The organism is Arthrobacter sp. P1_B3 (assembly GCF_056406615.1).
Genome location: NZ_JBFTZV010000005.1, coordinates 439,979 through 457,390 on the forward strand (window position 1 = coordinate 439,979; position 17,412 = coordinate 457,390).

Sequence of the window (17,412 nt, forward strand, 5' to 3'; positions counted from 1 at the left end):
TGGCGCTTAGCGGAGGAAGTTAGGCCTTGGGGCTGGCTGCAGATTCAACCTTCAGCTTGCCGTCGGCGATGTCCTTCTTGATCTGGTCCAGCTCGGACTTCAGTTCGGCCGGGACCTGGGCATCCATGTCGTGGAACGGAGCCAGCTGGACGCCGTCGTTCGCGAGGGTGCCAATGTACGGCTTGTTGGTGAACTGGCCGTCCTTGTCCTGCTTGACCACCGTCTCGACGGCCTCGCCCATCTGCTTCATGACGGAGGAGAGCATGATGTCCTTGTAATCCGGTGCCGTGAGGAAGCCGTCGGAGTCAACCCAGATGAGCTTGACGTCCTTGCCTGCTGCCTTGGCCTCCTGCAGGGCCGCGCCCGCACCCTTGCCGACCGGACCGGCGACGGGCATGACGATGTCGGCGCCCTGGTCCAGGAAGTTCTGGGTGAACTGCTTGCCCTTGTCCTGCTTTTCGAAGTCACCGGTGAAGGAGCCGTCCTGCTTGGCCTTGTCCCAGCCAAGGACCTTGACGTCCTTGCCCTTCTTCTCGTTGTAGTACTTCACGCCGTCGGCGTAGCCGTCCATGAAGATGGTGACCGTGGGGATCTTGATGCCGCCGAAGGTGGCTACCGTTCCGGTCTTCGTGGTGCCTGCCGCGAGGTAGCCGGCCAGGAACGCGGCCTGGGCCGTGTCGTAGATGATCGGCTTGACGTTGGCGACCGGGGTTTCGTAGCCGAAGTCGATGATGGCGAAGTGCTTGTCCGGGTTCGCGGTGGCCTGGGCCTTCGTGGCGTCGCCGAGCAGGAAGCCGACCGTGATGGTCAGGTTGCAGCCGGCGGAGACCATGGCGCGCAGGTTGGGCTCGAAGTCGTTGTTGGTCTTGGACTCGGCCTCGGCCGTCTGGATGCCAAGATCCTTCTCGGCCTTCTTCAGGCCCTCGTAGGAAGACTGGTTGAACGACTGGTCGTCGAATCCACCCGAGTCGGACACGATGCAGCCCTTGAAGTTGCTGGCCGTGTTGGTGGCGGTGCTGGCCTCCGGGGCGGCCCCGCAGCCGGTCAGCAGGAGTGCAGCCGCGCCGGCGGTGGCGACGCCGGCCATTGATCCGCGCTTGAAGGTGGCACGCAGAGAGTTCTTCAATTTTCCTCCAGGAAGAAAGAGTAGGCGCTACGACGGAAGTTCAATGAGTGTCTGTCTGCGGTGTTCCGCTGATCTCTGTTGTCACTGATGGATTCGCAGCACTGCGCCGAGGCGCACTGCTGGAAGCTACTTTAGTGGCCTGCGCCACGTGCACGTAGCAGACTTCACGGCAATTACCCAGATTGTTGAGAACTTGTTACCTAGGGGTAGCCGGGGTCCGTAGCCGGCCCTCCTGCCAGCGAGGGCGCGCAAACGCCTCCGGCGCCGGTCCCCGCAGGAACTGGCGCCGGAGGCGTCGAAGCGGAAACTGGCGCCGGAGGCGTCCACGTGTCCGGCAGGCGGTTTCTGGTGATGCGCCGGCGCCGTGTTAGAGCCGCACCAGCATCTTGCCAGTGTTGGCGCCGTCGAGCAGGTCCATAAAGGCCTGCGGGGCGTTGTCCAGGCCGTCCACCACGGTCTCGTCGTAGCGGACCGTTCCATCGGCGAGCCAGGCGGACATGATCTCGACGAACTCGGCCATGTGCTGCCAGTAGCCGCCCACCAGGAAGCCCTTGAGTGTCAGCTGTTTGCCGATCGCCTGCATGAGGTTCCGCGGCGCGGGCGTGGGTTCGGTCGCGTTGTACTGGGCAATCGCCCCGCACATGGCCACCCGGCCGCCGACGGTGAGCGTGGACAAGGCTGCTTCCAGGTGCTCGCCGCCGACGTTGTCGAAGTAGACGTCGATCCCGCGCTCACCCGCGGCCGCGGCGAGCTGTTCCGCAACCGGGCCATCGTGATAGTTGAACGCAGCATCGAAGCCGAGTTCGAGCAGCCGTGCCACCTTTTCCGGCGAGCCGGCGCTGCCGATGACCCGGGACGCTCCCATGGCCCTGGCGATCTGCCCCACGAGCGAGCCGACCGCGCCGGCGGCGCCCGAGACGAAGACGGCGTCGCCGGGCTTGAATTCTGCGACCTTCAGCAGTCCCGCGTAGGCGGTCAGGCCGGTCATGCCGAGGGCTCCGAGGAACGCGGATGCCGGGGCCAGATCGGTGCGCGCCAGGGTGGTGGCCGCGGCATCGACGACGGCGTATTCACGCCAGCCGAGGCTGTGCACGACAGTATCGCCGACAGCGCGCCCGTCGGCGCGGGATGCGATGACTTCGCCGACGGCGCCGCCGTCGAGCGCCTTGTCCAGCGCGAACGGCGCGGAGTAGGACTTGACGTCGTTCATGCGGCCGCGCATGTACGGGTCGACCGAGATGTAGAGGTTGCGGACCAGAACCTGGCCGTCCTGCAGCTCGGGCAGCGGAGACTGGGCGAGGCGGAAGTTCTCCGGCACGGGGCGGCCGTGCGGACGGGACGCCAGCTGGATCTCGCGGGTGGTGGCGGGAAGGGTGAGAGTTTCGGTTTTGGCGCTCATGCGGCTACCTCCAGGATGGTGATGTCGACAGTGATGTTGCCGCGGGTGGCGTTGGAGTAGGGGCAGATCTGGTGGGCTTTGGCCACCAGGGCCTCGGCGGTCTGCCGGTCCACGGCGGGCAGGGCGATCTCGAGCTCTGCGGCCAGGCCGTATCCGGCACCGTCTGCGAGGGCGCCGAAGTGGATTTTGGCGGCGACGGCGGAGTCCGTCAGGTCGGCGCGTTCCTTGCGTCCCACGAGGCGCAGGGCGGAGTGGAAGCACGCGGCATAGCCGGCGGCAAAGAGCTGTTCGGGATTGGTTCCGGCGCCGTCGCCACCGAGTTCCACCGGGCTGGCGAGGGTGACGCTGAGCTTACCGTCCTTGCTGACGGCGGTGCCGTCGCGGCCTTCGCCTGAGGCCAGTGCCTCGGCTGTGTAAAGGGTCTTCATGGGGTTTCCGTTCTGTGGGCGGTAAGTCGTGGTGGGCAATGGCCCGGGGGAAGGCTTCAGGGAAAGGGTTTAGGGGAAGGGGCTTAGCGGGAGGCGTGGAGTGCGCTGGCCAGCCGGCCCAGCGTTTCGCGGAGCTGGTCCAGTTCCGCGGCGGTGAGCCCGGCGGCGTCCGCCAGGCGCTGCGGGATGCCGCTGGCCCTGGCGCTCAGGGCGGCGCCGGTTTCGGTGAGGAAGATCTCCACGCGGCGCTCGTCCTCGGCGGACCGGCGGCGCTGGACGAGGCCGAGCGCTTCGAGCCGCTTGAGCAGCGGCGACAGCGTGCCGGAGTCGAGTCCGAGCTCCTCCCCCAGCTCGCGGACGCTGCGCGGCTCCGCCTCCCAGAGCACCAGCATGGCGAGGTACTGCGGGTAGGTCAGGCCGAGTTCCTCCAGCATGGGCCGGTAGGCGGCCGTGGCGGCGCGCGAGGCCGAGTACATCGCGAAGCACACCTGCCGGTTCAGGCGGAGCGCTTCCGGGCTGGCAGGGCGGGCCTCTTCTGGCGTGGTCATAGATTCACCATATCGCACAATTGAGTTGTACACAATTTAGTTGTGCACAACCGAACATGGCCGGCTGACCCCAGAAGCTGCCGCGGCCGCTGAATCTCCCCATCTTCGCCGGGCTCCGACGGCGCGTCGGCCCGCAACGCCGGCGCGTCCCGGCGTCGTGCTGGCAAAGGTGGGGAAACTCAGCGCGGCAGGTGCGGTGCCGGTGCAGGGAGAGTCGGGGCCAGGTGCCGGGACTGTAGTTAGAGGTCGCGGATGGTGCGCAAGGCCGCCGCGGTGAGCACCTGGATGCCGAGGCCGAGCGCCCGCTCGTCGACGATGTAGTCGCCGCGGTGGAGGTCATACTCTTCCCCGCCCGGAGTCTTGGTGCCCAGGCGCATCATGGCACCGGGGGTGTCGGCCAGGAACCAGGCGAAGTCTTCCCCGCCCATGGACTGCGGTGTCAGGACCACGGCGCCCTCGCCGATTTCGGCGCGGGCCGCCGCCTCGATCAGCGCCGTCTCGTGCTCGGAGTTGACCACCGGCGGCACACCGCGGGTATGTTCCAGGTGGACGTCGACGCCGTAGGGCTCGGCGACTTGCCGGATGATGTCATCGAGCAGCTCGCCGGCGTCATGCCAGGCCTCGCGGTCCAGGCACCGCATGGTGCCGGCCATGTAGCCGCTGCCGGGGATGGCGTTCGGGGCCGAGCCGGCGGAGATCTGGCCCCAGACCACGGACACGCCGCTGCGGACATCGACACGGCGCGAGAGCACGGCGGGAACATTGACCGCGATCTGTGCCAGGGCGAAGACCAGTTCCTCGGTCAGGTGGGGGCGGGAGGTGTGGCCGCCGCGGCCGGAGAGTTCAATCTTGATGGTGTCCGAGGCGGAGGTGATGGCCCCGATCCGGGTGCCGATCTTGCCGATCTCGATCCGGGGATCGCAGTGCAGTGCCAGGATCCGCGGCACGCCTTCCAGGACGCCCTGCTCGATGCAGGAGGTGGCGCCGCCGGGCATGGTTTCCTCGGCCGGCTGGAAGATGATCCGGACCGTTCCCCGCAGCGGGGACTGCTCATGCATGCGCTGCAGGACCAGCGCGATGCCGAGCATGGTGGTGGTGTGGACGTCGTGGCCGCAGGCGTGGGTCACGCCGTGGTTCTTCGAGGCGAACTCGAGGCCCGTTTCCTCGATGATCGGCAGGGCGTCGATGTCCCCGCGCAGGGCGGTGGCGATGGGACCCTGTCCGACGTCGACCGTCAGGCCCGTGCCCTCGAGGCGGCGGGGTTTGAGCCCGGCTTCCTCAAGCCGTTTCGCCAGCTTGTCGGTGGTGCGGAACTCCTTGAACGAAAGTTCCGGGTGCGCATGGAGGTCGCGGCGGAAAGCGATCAGCTCCGGCAGGAGGGGCTCCAGCCACGGCCCCACGAGAGTCGTGGGCTCAGCTTCAGTCGAGTAGTTGCGCACGGAATAACTCTAGCGAGCGGACAATGAATAGCGGCATCGGGTACGGCGCGTTACGGATTGCTGAACATTTGCTCAACCCCTGACCCGCTCCAATCTGCCTACAGGACGTCGGTGTCGCCCTTTGCCTTGATGGCATCCACGGCCTGCTTGACCCGCTGCGAGTGTTCCTTCGTGGTGACCAGCAGGGCATCCGGGGTGTCAACGATCACGACGTCCTTGATGCCGATCAACGCGATGACGCGCTTGGTATCGGAGACCACCACGCCACTGGCGTTCTCGGTGAAAACGCGTGCGCCCTCGCCCAGTACCGTGACCTCGTCGACTTCCTTGGCGCTGTTGAGCCGGCCTACGGAGGCGAAGTCTCCGACGTCGTCCCAGAGGAACGTTCCGGGCACCACGGCGACGTCACCGGCGGCGGCGGCCGGTTCGGCGACGGCGTAGTCAATGGCGATCTTGGGCAGGGTGGGCCACACCCGGGCCGTGACGGCGTCGCGCTCCGGGGTGTCCCAGGCCTTGGCGATTTCCTGGAGTCCGGCGAAGAGCTCGGGCTGGTTGGCCTCGAGGTGCTTGAGCATCAGCGAGACCGGCGCCACGAACATGCCCGCGTTCCAGACATATTCCCCGCTGTCGACGTACTGCTGGGCCACTTCCTCGCTGGGCTTCTCCACGAACTCCACCACTGACTGCGCGCTGGGAGCGTCCGGGATGTTGAGGTTCGCGCCGGAGCGGATGTAGCCGAATCCGGTGGAGGGATGGGTCGGCTTGATGCCGATGGTGACGATCTTTCCCGCGGCGGCGGTGTAGACGGCCTCACGGACGGCGTCCTGGAAGAGGTCATCGGGGCTGATGACCTGGTCCGCAGCGAACGAACCCATGATGATGTCCGGGTCCCGCTCATGCAGGATGGCCGCGGCGAGGCCGATCGCGGCACCGGAGTCCTTGGGTTCGCTTTCCAGGACAAGGTTGGAGTCCAGGACCTCGGGCAGCTGGCGGCAGACGGCTGCCCTGTGGGCGGCGCCGGTCACCACCAGCACGTGCTTGCCGGCGACGGGCTGGAGGCGGTCATAGGTCGCGCGCAGCAAGGTGCTGCCCGAACCGGTCAGGTCGTGAAGGAATTTCGGGGCTGCTGCCCGCGACAGGGGCCAGAGACGGGTCCCCACCCCGCCCGCCGGAATAACCGCAATAAAACGGTCCAACGGTGAATCCTGGCTTGTCACTTTGTCTGTAGTCATCACCGCTACTTTAGCCGACAGCGGCCAAATCGCCCCAGATTGGGCCGGGATCACGCCCTTCCAGCCCCCGTGACCATGGCCAAATGTGGCGTTCGTCTCAAAACCAACGCAAAACAGCGCCGGGGCCTGTCAACAAGGGGTTCCTAAATTGAATAAGCTGTGAGCGAAGCCTAGATTTAGGCTTGAGCTTACGAGTGCTCTCGCAGCAGGCGTTCCCCCCGCGTGGATCCCATGCCAGCGCCGCTGTGTTGCAGGGAGGTTTATTCAGTGCCGACAAAACCAGCTGGCACCTTGTACCGCGGCCGTGAAGGCATGTGGTCCTGGGTTGGACACCGCATTACAGGTGTAGTGATTTTCTTCTTCTTGTTGGTCCACGTGCTGGACACCTCATTGGTGCGTGTGTCCCCCGAGGCCTACACCGCCGTGATTGGTGCCTACAAGAACCCCCTCATGGCCCTGGGTGAAACGGGCCTTGTCGCGGCGATCGTGTTCCACGCCTTCAACGGCCTGCGCATCATCGCCGTCGACTTCTGGAAGAAGGGTGCCAAGTACCAGCGTCAGATGCTCTGGACGGTCCTGGGCCTCTGGGTCGTCGTCATGGTCGGCTTCTCCATCCGCCACCTGTCCCTCGCCCTTGGAGGTCACTAAGCCATGACTGCAACCATTCAGAGTCCGCGCAGCGGAAAGATCCAGCCCAAGTACCGCCGGACCGGCGGTTCCAAGGGCAACTTCGAGATGCTCGCCTGGCTCTTCATGCGCCTCTCCGGCGTTGTGCTGGTGGTGCTGATCTTCGGCCACCTGACCGTCAACCTGCTGGTCGGCGAGGGCATCCACGCGATCGACTTCGGCTTTGTGGCCGGCAAGTGGGCCGACCCGTTCTGGCAGTTCTGGGACCTGGCCATGCTGTGGCTCGCCATGCTGCACGGCACCAACGGCGTCCGCACGATCATCAATGACTACGCCGAGAAGGACGCCACGCGCCTCTGGCTGAAGATTGTGCTCTACGCGGCCACCACGGTCATCATCATCCTGGGCACCCTGGTCATCTTCACGTTCGATCCGTGCCCCGTGGCCAACGGCGTCCAGCTTCCCGGCGGCTTCTGCCCGGCGCCATAACGGCAAACGCCGTAACGGCGGGGAACCGCCGCGGACCGCTGTCCCAACGGGTAAGAACTTGCGGTCCCTCACGGCAACTGATCTTGCCTGCCAAGCGCAGGCGCAGATTGCACGAGAATCCACCGGGCAGGCACGGCCCGCCGGTGGGTTATAGCGAATTTTGAGAGAAAGAGCGTCTGGTATGCAGGTCCATAAGTACGACGTCGTGATCGTCGGTGCCGGTGGCGCCGGGATGCGCGCGGCGATCGAATCAGGTCAGCGCGCCCGAACAGCAGTATTGACCAAGCTCTACCCCACCCGGTCCCACACCGGCGCGGCGCAGGGCGGCATGTGTGCGGCCCTGGCCAACGTCGAGGAAGACAACTGGGAGTGGCACACCTTCGACACCATCAAGGGCGGCGACTACCTGGTTGACCAGGACGCTGCCGAGGTCATGGCGAAGGAAGCGATCGACGCCGTCCTGGACCTGGAAAAGATGGGCCTGCCGTTCAACCGCACGCCCGAGGGCCGCATTGACCAGCGCCGTTTCGGTGGCCACACCCGCGATCACGGCAAGGCACCGGTCCGCCGCGCCTGCTACGCCGCCGACCGCACCGGCCACATGATCCTGCAGACCCTGTACCAGAACTGCGTCAAGCACAACGTCGAGTTCTACAACGAGTACTACGTCCTGGACCTGCTGACCGTCGAAGAGGACGCTGTCCGCGAGGACGGCACGCCGTACAAGCAGAAGCGCGTTGCCGGCGTCGTGTCCTACGACCTCGCCTCCGGCGAACTGCACGTCTTCCAGGCCAAGTCCGTGGTGTTCGCCTCCGGCGGCGCCGGCAAGGTCTTCAAGACCACGTCCAACGCCCACACCCTCACCGGTGACGGCATGGGCATCGCGTTCCGCCGCGGCATCCCGCTGGAGGACATGGAGTTCTTCCAGTTCCACCCGACAGGCCTGGCCGGCCTGGGCATCCTGCTCTCCGAGGCCGCCCGCGGCGAAGGCGCCATTCTGCGCAACTCCGAGGGTGAACGCTTCATGGAGCGCTACGCACCCACCATCAAGGACCTCGCCCCGCGCGACATCGTGGCCCGCTCCATGGCCAACGAAGTCCGTGAGGGACGCGGCTGCGGCCCGAACAAGGACTACGTCCTCCTGGACCTGACGCACCTTGAGCCTGCGCACATCGATGCCAAGCTGCCGGACATCACCGAGTTCGCCCGCACCTACCTGGGTGTGGAGCCGTACACGGAGCCGGTTCCGGTGTTCCCGACGGCGCACTACGCCATGGGCGGCATCCCCACCAACATCACCGCCGAGGTCCTCCAGGACAACGACACGGTGGTCCCGGGCCTCTACGCCGCCGGCGAGGTTGCCTGCGTCTCCGTCCACGGCTCCAACCGCCTGGGCACCAACTCGCTGCTGGACATCAACGTGTTCGGCAAGCGCGCCGGCATCGCCGCGGCCGAATACGCCAAGACCGCCGACTTCGTGGAACTCCCCGCTGACCCGGAGGCCTACACGCTGAACCTGCTGGATCACGTCCGCACCTCCGACGGCACCGAGAAGGTCGCTGCGATCCGCAAGGAACTGCAGGACACCATGGACGCCAACATGCAGGTGTTCCGCACCGCGGACACGCTGAACCAGGTCCTGAAGGACATTGCCTCCTTCGAGGAGCGGTACCAGCGCATCAGCGTCCAGGACAAGGGCAAGCGCTTCAACCTGGACCTGCTCGAGGCCGTGGAGCTGGGCTTCCTGCTGGAGCTCGCCAAGGTCATGACCGTGGCGGCCCTGCACCGCGAGGAATCCCGCGGCGGCCACTTCCGCGAGGACTTCCCCGAGCGCGACGACGAAAAATTCATGAAGCACTCCATGGCGTACAAGGATGAGCACGCCCCGGCGGATGGTTCCGCCGAGGCGATTGCCGGCATCCGGCTTGCCACCAAACCGGTGGTCTTTACGCGCTACGAGCCGATGGTGAGGAAGTACTAAGATGAGCGCTGAACTCGCTGAGCCAGCATCCAAGATCGAACTGCCCGCCGGCGTCGGCGGTGGCGGGGAGATCCCGTCCTTCGACGTCACGCTGCGCGTGCGCCGCTACAACCCCGAGGTCTCCGAGGACGCCACGTGGGATGACTTCAAGGTCACCATGTACGGCACCGACCGTGTCCTGGACGCCCTGCACAAGATCAAGTGGGAGATGGACGGCAGCGTCTCCTTCCGCCGCTCCTGCGCCCACGGCGTCTGCGGCTCCGATGCCATGCGTATCAACGGCCGCAACCGCCTCGCCTGCAAGACCCTGCTGAAGGACCTGGACACGTCCAAGCCCATCACGGTCGAGCCGATCAAGGGCCTGCCGGTGGAGAAGGACCTGATCGTGGACATGGAGCCGTTCTTCCAGTCCTTCCGCGAAGTCATGCCCTTCCTGATCAACCGCGGCCACGAGCCCACCAAGGAACGCCTGCAGTCCGCCGAGGACCGCGAGCGGTTCGACGACACCACCAAGTGCATCCTGTGCGCCGCGTGCACCTCGTCCTGCCCGGTGTTCTGGACCGACGGCCAGTACTTCGGCCCGGCCGCGATCGTCAACGCGCACCGCTTCATCTTCGATTCCCGCGATGACGCCGGCGACATGCGCCTGGAGATCCTCAACGACAAGGAAGGCGTGTGGCGCTGCCGCACCACCTTCAACTGCACCGAAGCATGCCCCCGCGGCATCCAGGTCACGCAGGCAATCGCCGAGGTCAAGCAGGCCATCCTCTCCCGCAAGATCTAACGACCGGTTCGCCAGAACCTACAGAGTCAGCACCAAGAGAAAAACGACGACGGCGCCTCTCACCTCACGGGTGGGGGCGCCGTCGTCGTCTACCCGCTCACATGAAAGGGGACACCGTGTCCCGCTCAGAAAAAGTCTCTTTCCAGGGTTCCACCGGCGAACTGCTCTCCGGCGTTGTGGACTTGCCCGAAGGCCCGGTGAAGGGCTGGGGCGTGTTCTCGCACGGCTTTACCCTGGGCAAGGACAGTCCCTCGGCCTCCCGCATGTGCAAGGCCCTGGCGGACAACGGCGTGGGCATGCTCCGGTTCGACAACCTGGGCCTCGGCGAGTCCGCGGGAATGTGGTCGGAGGGGTCCTTCAGCCACAAGGTGGCCGATACCGTCAAGGCCGCCGAATTCATGCGGGACTCGGAACGGCGGGTGTCCTTGCTCGTGGGCCACTCGTTCGGCGGCGCGGCCGTCCTGTCCGCCGCACGGCAGATCCCGGAGCTCAAGGCCGTGGCCACGGTGGGGGCACCCTTCTCCCCCAAGCACGTGGCGCACGTCTTTGACGCGGCGCTGGACCGGATCCTGAGCGAGGGAAGCGCCGAGGTGGACCTCGGCGGCAAGCGGGTGGAGATCCGCCGGCACTTTGTCGAAGACCTCGAAAATGCGGATCTGACGGACTGCATCCGGCAGCTGCACAAGCCGCTCATGGTGCTGCACTCCCCCACCGACAACACGGTGGGGATCGAAAACGCCAGCACCATCTTCCAGACGGCACGCCACCCGCGCAGCTTCGTCTCGCTGGAGGGCAGCGACCACCTGCTGACGGGCAAGGGCCAGGCGGCCCGTGCGGCAAAGATTATTTCGGCGTGGGCCGACCAATACCTCGACGCCTGAACGCGGCGGACAGCGACCTCCGGCGGGCCCGGTGCTCCACCGGCGTCTTGCCCGGCTGGACCCGCCGGGCGCCCCAGCCGGTGGTCGCGGTGGCGGGCTCCGTCTTGAGGTCTTCCTCCCGGATCGCCACCCACGCGGCGCAGATCACGTAAACCTGGCTGACCAGGTTGAACCAGATCAGCAGGCCGATGATGATGGCGAAGGGCGCCAGGATGGGGTTCTTGCCCGCGCTGGCCAGCAGCTGGGTGCTGAAGATCATCAGAATTGTGGTGCCCACCGCGGCGAGAGTGGTCCCTTCGAGCAGTGAGCGCCGGGCCGGCTTCAGCCCCGCAGCCACCCGGTACATGATCAGGGCGGTGCCCCAGCCGAGCAGCAGCGGCACGAGGATAGTGACGGAGGTCGTCAGCGGCCCGGCCACTATCGGATCGAGGCCCAGCTGCTCGGTCACCCATCCGGCGGCCGTGCCGAAGATCAGCGAGGCTGCGGAGCTGACCACCAGGGCCACCCCCATCAGCAGCAGCGTGCCGACGTCCTTGAGTATCTGCAGGATCGGATTCATCACCAGGGGGCCGAGCTGCATCATGCTCCGCATACCGTCGCGGATGCCGCTGATCCAGCCCAGGGACGTGAACACCGTCACCACGGCGGCGATCCCGGCGGCCCAGCCCAGGCTGGTGGGGTTCAGCAGCTCCTGGGGATCAACCAGCCCCTCGCTGCCGTCGACCTGCAGCAGGCCCGGCGCGGCGGCGGCCACACTCTTGATGACCTGGTCCAGCAGGGCCGGATGATCGCTGAGCACGAGGCCGGCCAGGGACAGGCCGGTGGCCAACAGGCCTGTGATGGAGAAAAACATCCGGAACCCGATGCCGGCACTCAACAGCGGGCCGCGCTGGCGGAGGTAGTGCAAGTAAGCGCGCATTGGCAGCAGCATGTTGAACTTGGCCAGGAGCCACATCATCATCGCCGTCAGGGACGCAATCGTCCCGCCGCCGGAGCGCCGAACCCTGCCCCATTCGACCCTCTTGCGGATGACTTCCAGTTTCAGCCCGGCCAGATCGGTGGGAAGCGGCGGCTTATCGGGCGTCTGCGGTGCCGTCCGGGCCTCTGTCGTGGTCAGGTTTGGTCCCAAAGTCAAGCTCTTCCCGTAGCTGCCAGATGCCGTTGTCGTCGTGCTCGTAAAGTCCCATGCTAGCCACAGGGAACGTGGCCCTGTAATCCTTGAGGACTGTTTCGGCCTCATCGAGGCTTTCCGGGGCAACGTCGTGGGCCACGGTGACGTGCGGATGGTAGCCGAACGGCAGTTCCCGCTCCAGCGGGCCGGACTGCAGCTGGCGGTGCAGGTTCACGCAGTCCCCGAAGCCGTCCTCGACGTTCAGGAAGACCACCGGGGACACCGGCCGGAAAGACCCGGTCCCCGCGATGGTCACCATGAAAGGCTCCTGCCGGCGCGCCACGTCCCGGACATGGCGTTGGGTCGCGTCCCAGTCCTGCGTCATGGTGGTGGTGACCAGCGTGATGTGGGCGGGGACGACGGCGGCCATCGGGTCCCCGAACGATGCCCGCCAGCGCTGGAGCTCCTCAGCGATGTCCGCCGGGAACCTCAGGATCACACCGATGCTGATGCCTTCGCTGCGCTGTCCGTTCGACGTGGCGGCTTTCGCGGTGACTTTGCTGACGGAGGACATTGACCTAGCGGACTCCCTGGGCGCCGGCGTAAGGCAGGAAACCCACCTTGGCGTAGACGTCGCGGAGAGTGATCGAGGCAATCTCCCGGGCCTTGTCGGCACCGAGGGCAAGGAGCCGGTCCAGCTCCGCGGGATCGTCCAGCAGCTCCTTGGCACGGTTCCGGATCGGAGTCAGGTGCTCCGTGACCACCTCGGCGAGGTCCGCCTTGAGGTGTCCGTACATCTTGCCCTCGTACGCGGTGACGAGGGCATCAACGCTTTGACCGGTGATCGCCGAGTAGATGGTCAGCAGGTTGGACACGCCCGGCTTCGCCTCACGGTCGAACCGGATTTCCGTCTCCGCATCCGTAACAGCGGACTTGATCCGCTTGGCGGTGACCTTTGGATCGTCCAGCAGGTTGATCAGGCCCGCCGGCGAATCCGCCGATTTGGACATCTTGGCCCTGGGTTGCTGCAGATCGTAGATCTTCGCCGATTCCTTCTGGATGAAGGGCTGCGGCACCGTGAACGTGTGGCCAAAGCGGGAGTTGAACCGCTGGGCGAGGTCACGGCTCAGTTCCACGTGCTGACGCTGGTCCTCTCCCACGGGGACACCGTGCGGCTGGTACAGGAGGATGTCCGCGGCCTGAAGGATGGGGTAGGTGAACAGTCCGACGCTGGCGTGGTCTGAACCCTGTTTGTAGGCCTTGTCCTTGAACTGGGTCATCCGGGACGCCTCGCCGAAACCAGTGATGCAGTTCAGCACCCAGGCAAGCTGGGCGTGCTCCGGCACCTGGGACTGAACGAACAGCGTGCACTTCTCGACATCCACGCCGCCGGCAATGTACTGCGCGGCTGTGACCCGCGTGCGGTGGGCCAGCTCGGCCGGATCCTGCGGAACGGTGATCGCGTGCAGGTCAGGGATGAAGAAGACGGCGTCGTACTCGTCCTGCATCCGGACCCAGTTGACGAGGGCACCGAGGTAGTTGCCCAGGTGCAGGGAGTCGGCGGAGGGCTGCATGCCGGAAAGGATGCGGTGCCGGGCCGCGGTGGCCGCCGGGGCGGGTTTCGCGGCGTCAGGGGCGAGGCCGGTGTCGGTCACGGTTGAAGAGGTGGTCATTCGTGGAAGCCTTAAGACTAGAGCCGGTAGTCCACTACCAGCGGGGCATGGTCGGAGAAGCGTGTGTCCCAGGTCGCGGCCCGGTCAACTACGGCTGACACTGCGGCAGCAGCGAGATCGGGCGTGGCCATGTGGTAATCGATGCGCCAGCCGGTGTCGTTGTCGAAGGCCTGGCCACGTTGCGACCACCATGTGTAGGGGCCGTCGACGTTACCCGCCAGGCCCCTGTGAACATCCTTCCAGCCGATTTCTTCGCCGAAGAAGCGGTCAAAATAGGCCCTTTCCTCCGGCAGGAAGCCGGCACGTTTGACGTTGCCCTTCCAGTTCCTGATGTCCAGCTCCGTGTGGCCGACGTTGAGGTCGCCCACCACCAGGGCGTGGTCACTGTGTTTGGCCAGTTCGGGCAGCCGGGTGGTCATGACGTCGAGGAAGCGGAACTTGTCATCCTGCTTGGGAGTGCCGGCCTCGCCCGAGTGCACGTAGGCGCTGACGACGGTCAGCTGTGAGGCCTGCCCGGCCGCATCCCGCACGGTGTAGTCCGCTTCGACCCAGCGCCCGGTGGTGGCGAAGAAGTCATCGCCGATCCCGACCCGGGTGGCAAGGGGCTCTTCGCGCGAGGCGATGGCAACGCCGGCCCGGCCCTTGGCCTCGGCTTCGGCGTGGAGGATGTACCAGCCCTCGCCGAGCAGTTCCTCGACGATCGCATCGGGCGCGCGGACCTCCTGGAGGCACAGAATGTCCACCTCGCGCGGTTCAAGCCACTCCGCCATGCCCTTCTTGTAGGCGGCACGCAGGCCGTTGACGTTGACTGACGCGATGCGAAGGTGGTCCTTCTTCAATGCCGAGCTCACCCGATCCACTCTAGTCGATGATGGTTCCGCTAACGGGTGCGTCGTCGCCGCCCGGGGATTTGATCATGTCCCGCGCGTTGGTGGCGGTGATCTCGATGGTCTCCAGGGCACGGTTGATCGTGTCGCGGTCCGCGGCGTCGCCCTTCGCGCGCTCCTGTTCGATGACGCGGACCTGGACCTGGACGATCTTGAAGGAGTGGTCGAGCTTCATGTCGCGGACGCCGTCCGATGCGCGACTTTCGCTGACCACGCGGGTGCCGCCGTGGTCAGCGCTGCCCGCCGCCGGCGGCCGCCCGGCCGCGGCGTTGAAGGCGTTCTGGGCCTCGTTCAGCCTGGCCCCGGCCTTCTTGGCGGCCTTCTGGATGCTGAACACCACGAAGGAGGCCAGCGCCAGCCAGAAGCCGGCGATGATCGCCACGATCCATCCCACGACGTCGTTCTGGTTGGCCGCGAAGATCACGGCCACCACGAACGCGATGATGAAGACCAGCAGCCCCGGCCCGCTGATGCGGAGCATGGAGAACCGGCCTTTGGCCGTGGTGTCGTTGGACGTGGACGCGGAGCTACCCAGAGATTGCATGAGCCCATTATCGCAAACGGGGCCGGCCGGCCGCTGCGCTTCCACCCCGGGCGAACGCCGCACCAGACTGCCTAGGTCAGGACGGGTACTTTTAGGTCAGGACCAGCTTTTAGGTCAGGACGAGGCAGAACGGGTGGCCGCTGGGATCCGTGTAGACCCGGAAGGTCTTGCCGCCGCCCGTCTGGCGCGTGGCCCCGAGCCGGAGGACTTCCGCCTCGCCGGCGTCGAGGTCACCGACTATCACGTCCACGTGCATCTGCTGGGGATGCTCGGGGTCCGGCCACTGCGGCCGGACCAGCCGGTCCACACGCTGGAAGGCGACGGCGGGACGGTCGGCGGCGTCGCCGATCGAAATAAACTCCTCTTCCTCCTGCACCCGGATCATGCCCAGGAGCTCCTGGTAGAAGTCGGCGAGCTTGTCCGGGTCCTCGCAGTCGATCACGAGTGCCTGCCATTTTCCGATCATGGGGTCTCCTTATCCGGGGAACGTGCGGGCCGTGGCCCGCGTTTCATGGCCTGGTTTTATGGCCTCATTTGAGGAACAGCTTGCGCAGGCGGCTCGTGGTGAGCAGGACGCCGAGGGCAATCATGACGAGGTAGTAGCCGATGTGCACCGCGGTGGCCGGGGTGAACACCCCCACGCTGATCTGGCGCAGCAGTTCCACGCCGTGCCAGAGAGGCATGGCCTGGATGAGCCACTGGATGGACTGCGGGTAGACGCTGAGCGGGTAGAACGTGGCGCTGAAGAGGAACATCGGCAGCATCACGAAGTTGATCCAGTCCATCTGCTGGAAGGTCTTCATGAAGCTCGTGATCCCCATGCCGAAGCTCGCGAAGCCGAAGGCGATCAGCACCGAGGCCGGGATCATCAGGACGGCCCATGCAGTGGTGATGAGGCCCATCACGCCCATCACTGCGGTGAAACCGGTGGCGTACATGGCCCCGCGCAGCAGGGCCAGGAAGATTTCGCCCATGGCGACATCCAGCGGCCCCAGCGAGGTGTAGAGCATGCCCTGGTAGAGCTTGGCGAAGTTCATCTTGAAGAAGACGTTCCAGGTGGAGTCATAGACGGCGCCGTTCATGGCGGACACTGCCAGCAGGGCCGGCGCGATGTACGCGGCGTAGCTGATCTCCTGCCCACCCGGGCCCTGGACGGAACCGACAATGGCGCCCAGACCCACGCCCATCGAAATCAGGTACAGCACAGGTTCGAAGAACCCGGAGACCATGACCATCCAGTTGCTGCTCTTGGTGGCCATGAGCCCGCGGGCGACGACGGCGCGGACGTTGCGGGAGTAGATGGGCCCGAAGTGCCGGCGGCGTGCGGCTTCCGTGACGCTGCTCTCCCCTGCGTTGAAACTTCCGGTCAGGACGCTCATGAGGCCATCCTTTTGGCGAACTGGTGTTTGGTCAGGACCCAGCCGGCAGCCGCCAGGCCCAGCAGGAAGACAAGGTGGACGACGGTGAGCCACGGCTCTTCCTCGTACCCGTAGCTGACCACGCGGCCAAGTTCCGTTCCGTGCCAGATCGGTGAGATCCAGCCGATCCAGCGGACGCCGAGCGGGAGCGTGTCCAGCGGGAAGAACGTGCCGGAGAACAGGAACAGCGGCATGACAATGAACCGCATGACCATGGCGAACTGGCCCCGGTCTTCCTTGATGGTGGCCGCGTAGGCCATGAGCGGCAGGCCGAAGGACAGGCCGGCGAGCGTGGCGATGAGGATCGAAACCCAGCCCCAGGCGCCGGGTGAGGCGCCGAACAGCGCGACGACGGCGAAGTAGATGGCCGACTGCAGCAGGAAGCGGACGGTGACGGCGATGACCTGGCCGCCGGCGATCTGTTCCGGCGTCAGCGGCGAGGCGTGCGGGCCGTAGTAGACGCGCCGCCATTTGAAGCCGTCCATCACCGGGAACGTGAACTCGTTGGCCGCCGTCATGACGGCGGCCGAGATCAGCAGGGCCGGCGCGATGAACGTCAGGTAGCTGACCCCGCCGAAGACGGCGGCGCCGTTGGTCTCGACCAGCGTGGCCAGGCCAACGCCCATCGCGAACAGGTAGGCCACCGGCTGGCCCACGCCGTACATGACGATGGTCCAGCCGTAGCCCTTCATGACGCGGAGGACCTGCTCGGCGTAGAAGAAGGCGCCCCAGCGGCGGGCGCGGGCGGCCGAGACTTCCGGGGAGTGCGCGCGCAGGGCCGGCGCCGCCGCCGTCGTACCCGCCTGTATTGCCCTAGTCAACTCTGCTTTCTTAGTCAACTCTGC

The 17,412-nt window shown here is 66.0% G+C and carries 19 protein-coding genes; 5 read left to right on the top strand and 14 right to left on the bottom strand.

Annotation, left to right across the window (positions count from 1 at the left end):
• Positions 1 to 19: 19 nt before the first annotated feature.
• From AC1D2F_RS08665 to AC1D2F_RS08690, 6 genes are all read right to left on the bottom strand, one after another.
• On the bottom strand, positions 20 to 1,126 hold the full coding sequence (locus AC1D2F_RS08665) for a BMP family lipoprotein (protein WP_414645524.1): 1,107 nt from the start codon (positions 1,124 to 1,126) through the stop codon (positions 20 to 22).
• A 367-nt stretch (positions 1,127 to 1,493) separates the two neighbouring features.
• Positions 1,494 to 2,525 carry an NADP-dependent oxidoreductase gene (locus tag AC1D2F_RS08670; RefSeq protein WP_229992903.1) on the bottom strand — a complete coding sequence of 344 codons (1,032 nt, stop codon included), beginning with the start codon at positions 2,523 to 2,525 and terminating at the stop codon, positions 1,494 to 1,496.
• Positions 2,522 to 2,953, bottom strand: a complete 432-nt coding sequence (locus tag AC1D2F_RS08675) for an organic hydroperoxide resistance protein (RefSeq protein WP_229992904.1) — start codon at positions 2,951 to 2,953, stop codon at positions 2,522 to 2,524. Before AC1D2F_RS08675 ends, AC1D2F_RS08670 begins: the two co-directional genes overlap by 4 nt.
• Before the next feature lie 83 nt (positions 2,954 to 3,036).
• On the bottom strand, positions 3,037 to 3,501 hold the full coding sequence (locus AC1D2F_RS08680) for a MarR family winged helix-turn-helix transcriptional regulator (RefSeq protein ID WP_229992905.1): 465 nt from the start codon (positions 3,499 to 3,501) through the stop codon (positions 3,037 to 3,039).
• 239 nt (positions 3,502 to 3,740) lie between these two features.
• On the bottom strand, positions 3,741 to 4,940 hold the full coding sequence (locus AC1D2F_RS08685) for an amidohydrolase (RefSeq protein ID WP_229992906.1): 1,200 nt from the start codon (positions 4,938 to 4,940) through the stop codon (positions 3,741 to 3,743).
• A 98-nt stretch (positions 4,941 to 5,038) separates the two neighbouring features.
• Entirely contained in the window at positions 5,039 to 6,172 is a 1,134-nt protein-coding gene (locus tag AC1D2F_RS08690; RefSeq protein WP_229992907.1) for a mannose-1-phosphate guanylyltransferase, read from the bottom strand.
• Positions 6,173 to 6,439: 267 nt separating this feature from the next.
• Between AC1D2F_RS08690 and sdhC the strand changes: the two genes are divergently transcribed.
• The 5 genes from sdhC to AC1D2F_RS08715 all read left to right on the top strand — a co-directional run bounded on the left by sdhC (position 6,440) and on the right by AC1D2F_RS08715 (position 10,934).
• Positions 6,440 to 6,820: a succinate dehydrogenase, cytochrome b556 subunit gene (gene sdhC / locus AC1D2F_RS08695; protein ID WP_079553238.1), complete on the top strand. Its 381-nt coding sequence runs from the start codon at positions 6,440 to 6,442 to the stop codon at positions 6,818 to 6,820.
• A gap of 3 nt (positions 6,821 to 6,823) precedes the next feature.
• The gene (locus AC1D2F_RS08700) at positions 6,824 to 7,288 is read left to right on the top strand and encodes a succinate dehydrogenase hydrophobic membrane anchor subunit (protein ID WP_018774749.1); all 465 of its coding nucleotides are present in this window, start codon (positions 6,824 to 6,826) and stop codon (positions 7,286 to 7,288) included.
• Between the two features lie 181 nt (positions 7,289 to 7,469).
• Positions 7,470 to 9,269, top strand: a complete 1,800-nt coding sequence (gene sdhA, locus AC1D2F_RS08705) for a succinate dehydrogenase flavoprotein subunit (protein WP_229992908.1) — start codon at positions 7,470 to 7,472, stop codon at positions 9,267 to 9,269.
• 1 nt (position 9,270) lies between these two features.
• On the top strand, positions 9,271 to 10,053 hold the full coding sequence (locus tag AC1D2F_RS08710) for a succinate dehydrogenase iron-sulfur subunit (RefSeq protein ID WP_018774751.1): 783 nt from the start codon (positions 9,271 to 9,273) through the stop codon (positions 10,051 to 10,053).
• Positions 10,054 to 10,169: 116 nt separating this feature from the next.
• Positions 10,170 to 10,934 (top strand): alpha/beta hydrolase family protein, encoded by a 765-nt coding sequence (locus AC1D2F_RS08715; protein ID WP_229992909.1) that lies wholly within the window; start codon positions 10,170 to 10,172, stop codon positions 10,932 to 10,934.
• On the opposite strand, the gene AC1D2F_RS08720 is transcribed toward AC1D2F_RS08715, so the two are convergent.
• The 8 genes from AC1D2F_RS08720 to AC1D2F_RS08755 form a co-directional block, all read right to left on the bottom strand.
• Complete coding sequence (locus AC1D2F_RS08720) at positions 10,897 to 12,063, bottom strand: YihY/virulence factor BrkB family protein (RefSeq protein WP_476966562.1); 1,167 nt, start codon at positions 12,061 to 12,063, stop codon at positions 10,897 to 10,899. The genes AC1D2F_RS08715 and AC1D2F_RS08720 overlap by 38 nt on opposite strands.
• The gene (locus AC1D2F_RS08725) at positions 12,008 to 12,619 is read right to left on the bottom strand and encodes a 2'-5' RNA ligase family protein (RefSeq protein WP_229992910.1); all 612 of its coding nucleotides are present in this window, start codon (positions 12,617 to 12,619) and stop codon (positions 12,008 to 12,010) included. Before AC1D2F_RS08725 ends, AC1D2F_RS08720 begins: the two co-directional genes overlap by 56 nt.
• Before the next feature lie 4 nt (positions 12,620 to 12,623).
• Positions 12,624 to 13,718 (bottom strand): tryptophan--tRNA ligase, encoded by a 1,095-nt coding sequence (gene trpS / locus AC1D2F_RS08730; RefSeq protein WP_476966549.1) that lies wholly within the window; start codon positions 13,716 to 13,718, stop codon positions 12,624 to 12,626.
• A gap of 17 nt (positions 13,719 to 13,735) precedes the next feature.
• Positions 13,736 to 14,569: an exodeoxyribonuclease III gene (locus AC1D2F_RS08735; RefSeq protein WP_229992912.1), complete on the bottom strand. Its 834-nt coding sequence runs from the start codon at positions 14,567 to 14,569 to the stop codon at positions 13,736 to 13,738.
• Between the two features lie 10 nt (positions 14,570 to 14,579).
• On the bottom strand, positions 14,580 to 15,149 hold the full coding sequence (locus tag AC1D2F_RS08740) for a hypothetical protein (RefSeq protein ID WP_229992913.1): 570 nt from the start codon (positions 15,147 to 15,149) through the stop codon (positions 14,580 to 14,582).
• A gap of 109 nt (positions 15,150 to 15,258) precedes the next feature.
• Entirely contained in the window at positions 15,259 to 15,615 is a 357-nt protein-coding gene (locus AC1D2F_RS08745) for a VOC family protein (protein ID WP_229992914.1), read from the bottom strand.
• A 64-nt stretch (positions 15,616 to 15,679) separates the two neighbouring features.
• The gene (locus AC1D2F_RS08750) at positions 15,680 to 16,528 is read right to left on the bottom strand and encodes an ABC transporter permease (RefSeq protein ID WP_229992915.1); all 849 of its coding nucleotides are present in this window, start codon (positions 16,526 to 16,528) and stop codon (positions 15,680 to 15,682) included.
• Complete coding sequence (locus AC1D2F_RS08755) at positions 16,525 to 17,388, bottom strand: ABC transporter permease (protein WP_229992916.1); 864 nt, start codon at positions 17,386 to 17,388, stop codon at positions 16,525 to 16,527. Before AC1D2F_RS08755 ends, AC1D2F_RS08750 begins: the two co-directional genes overlap by 4 nt.
• Positions 17,389 to 17,412: the final 24 nt, after the last annotated feature.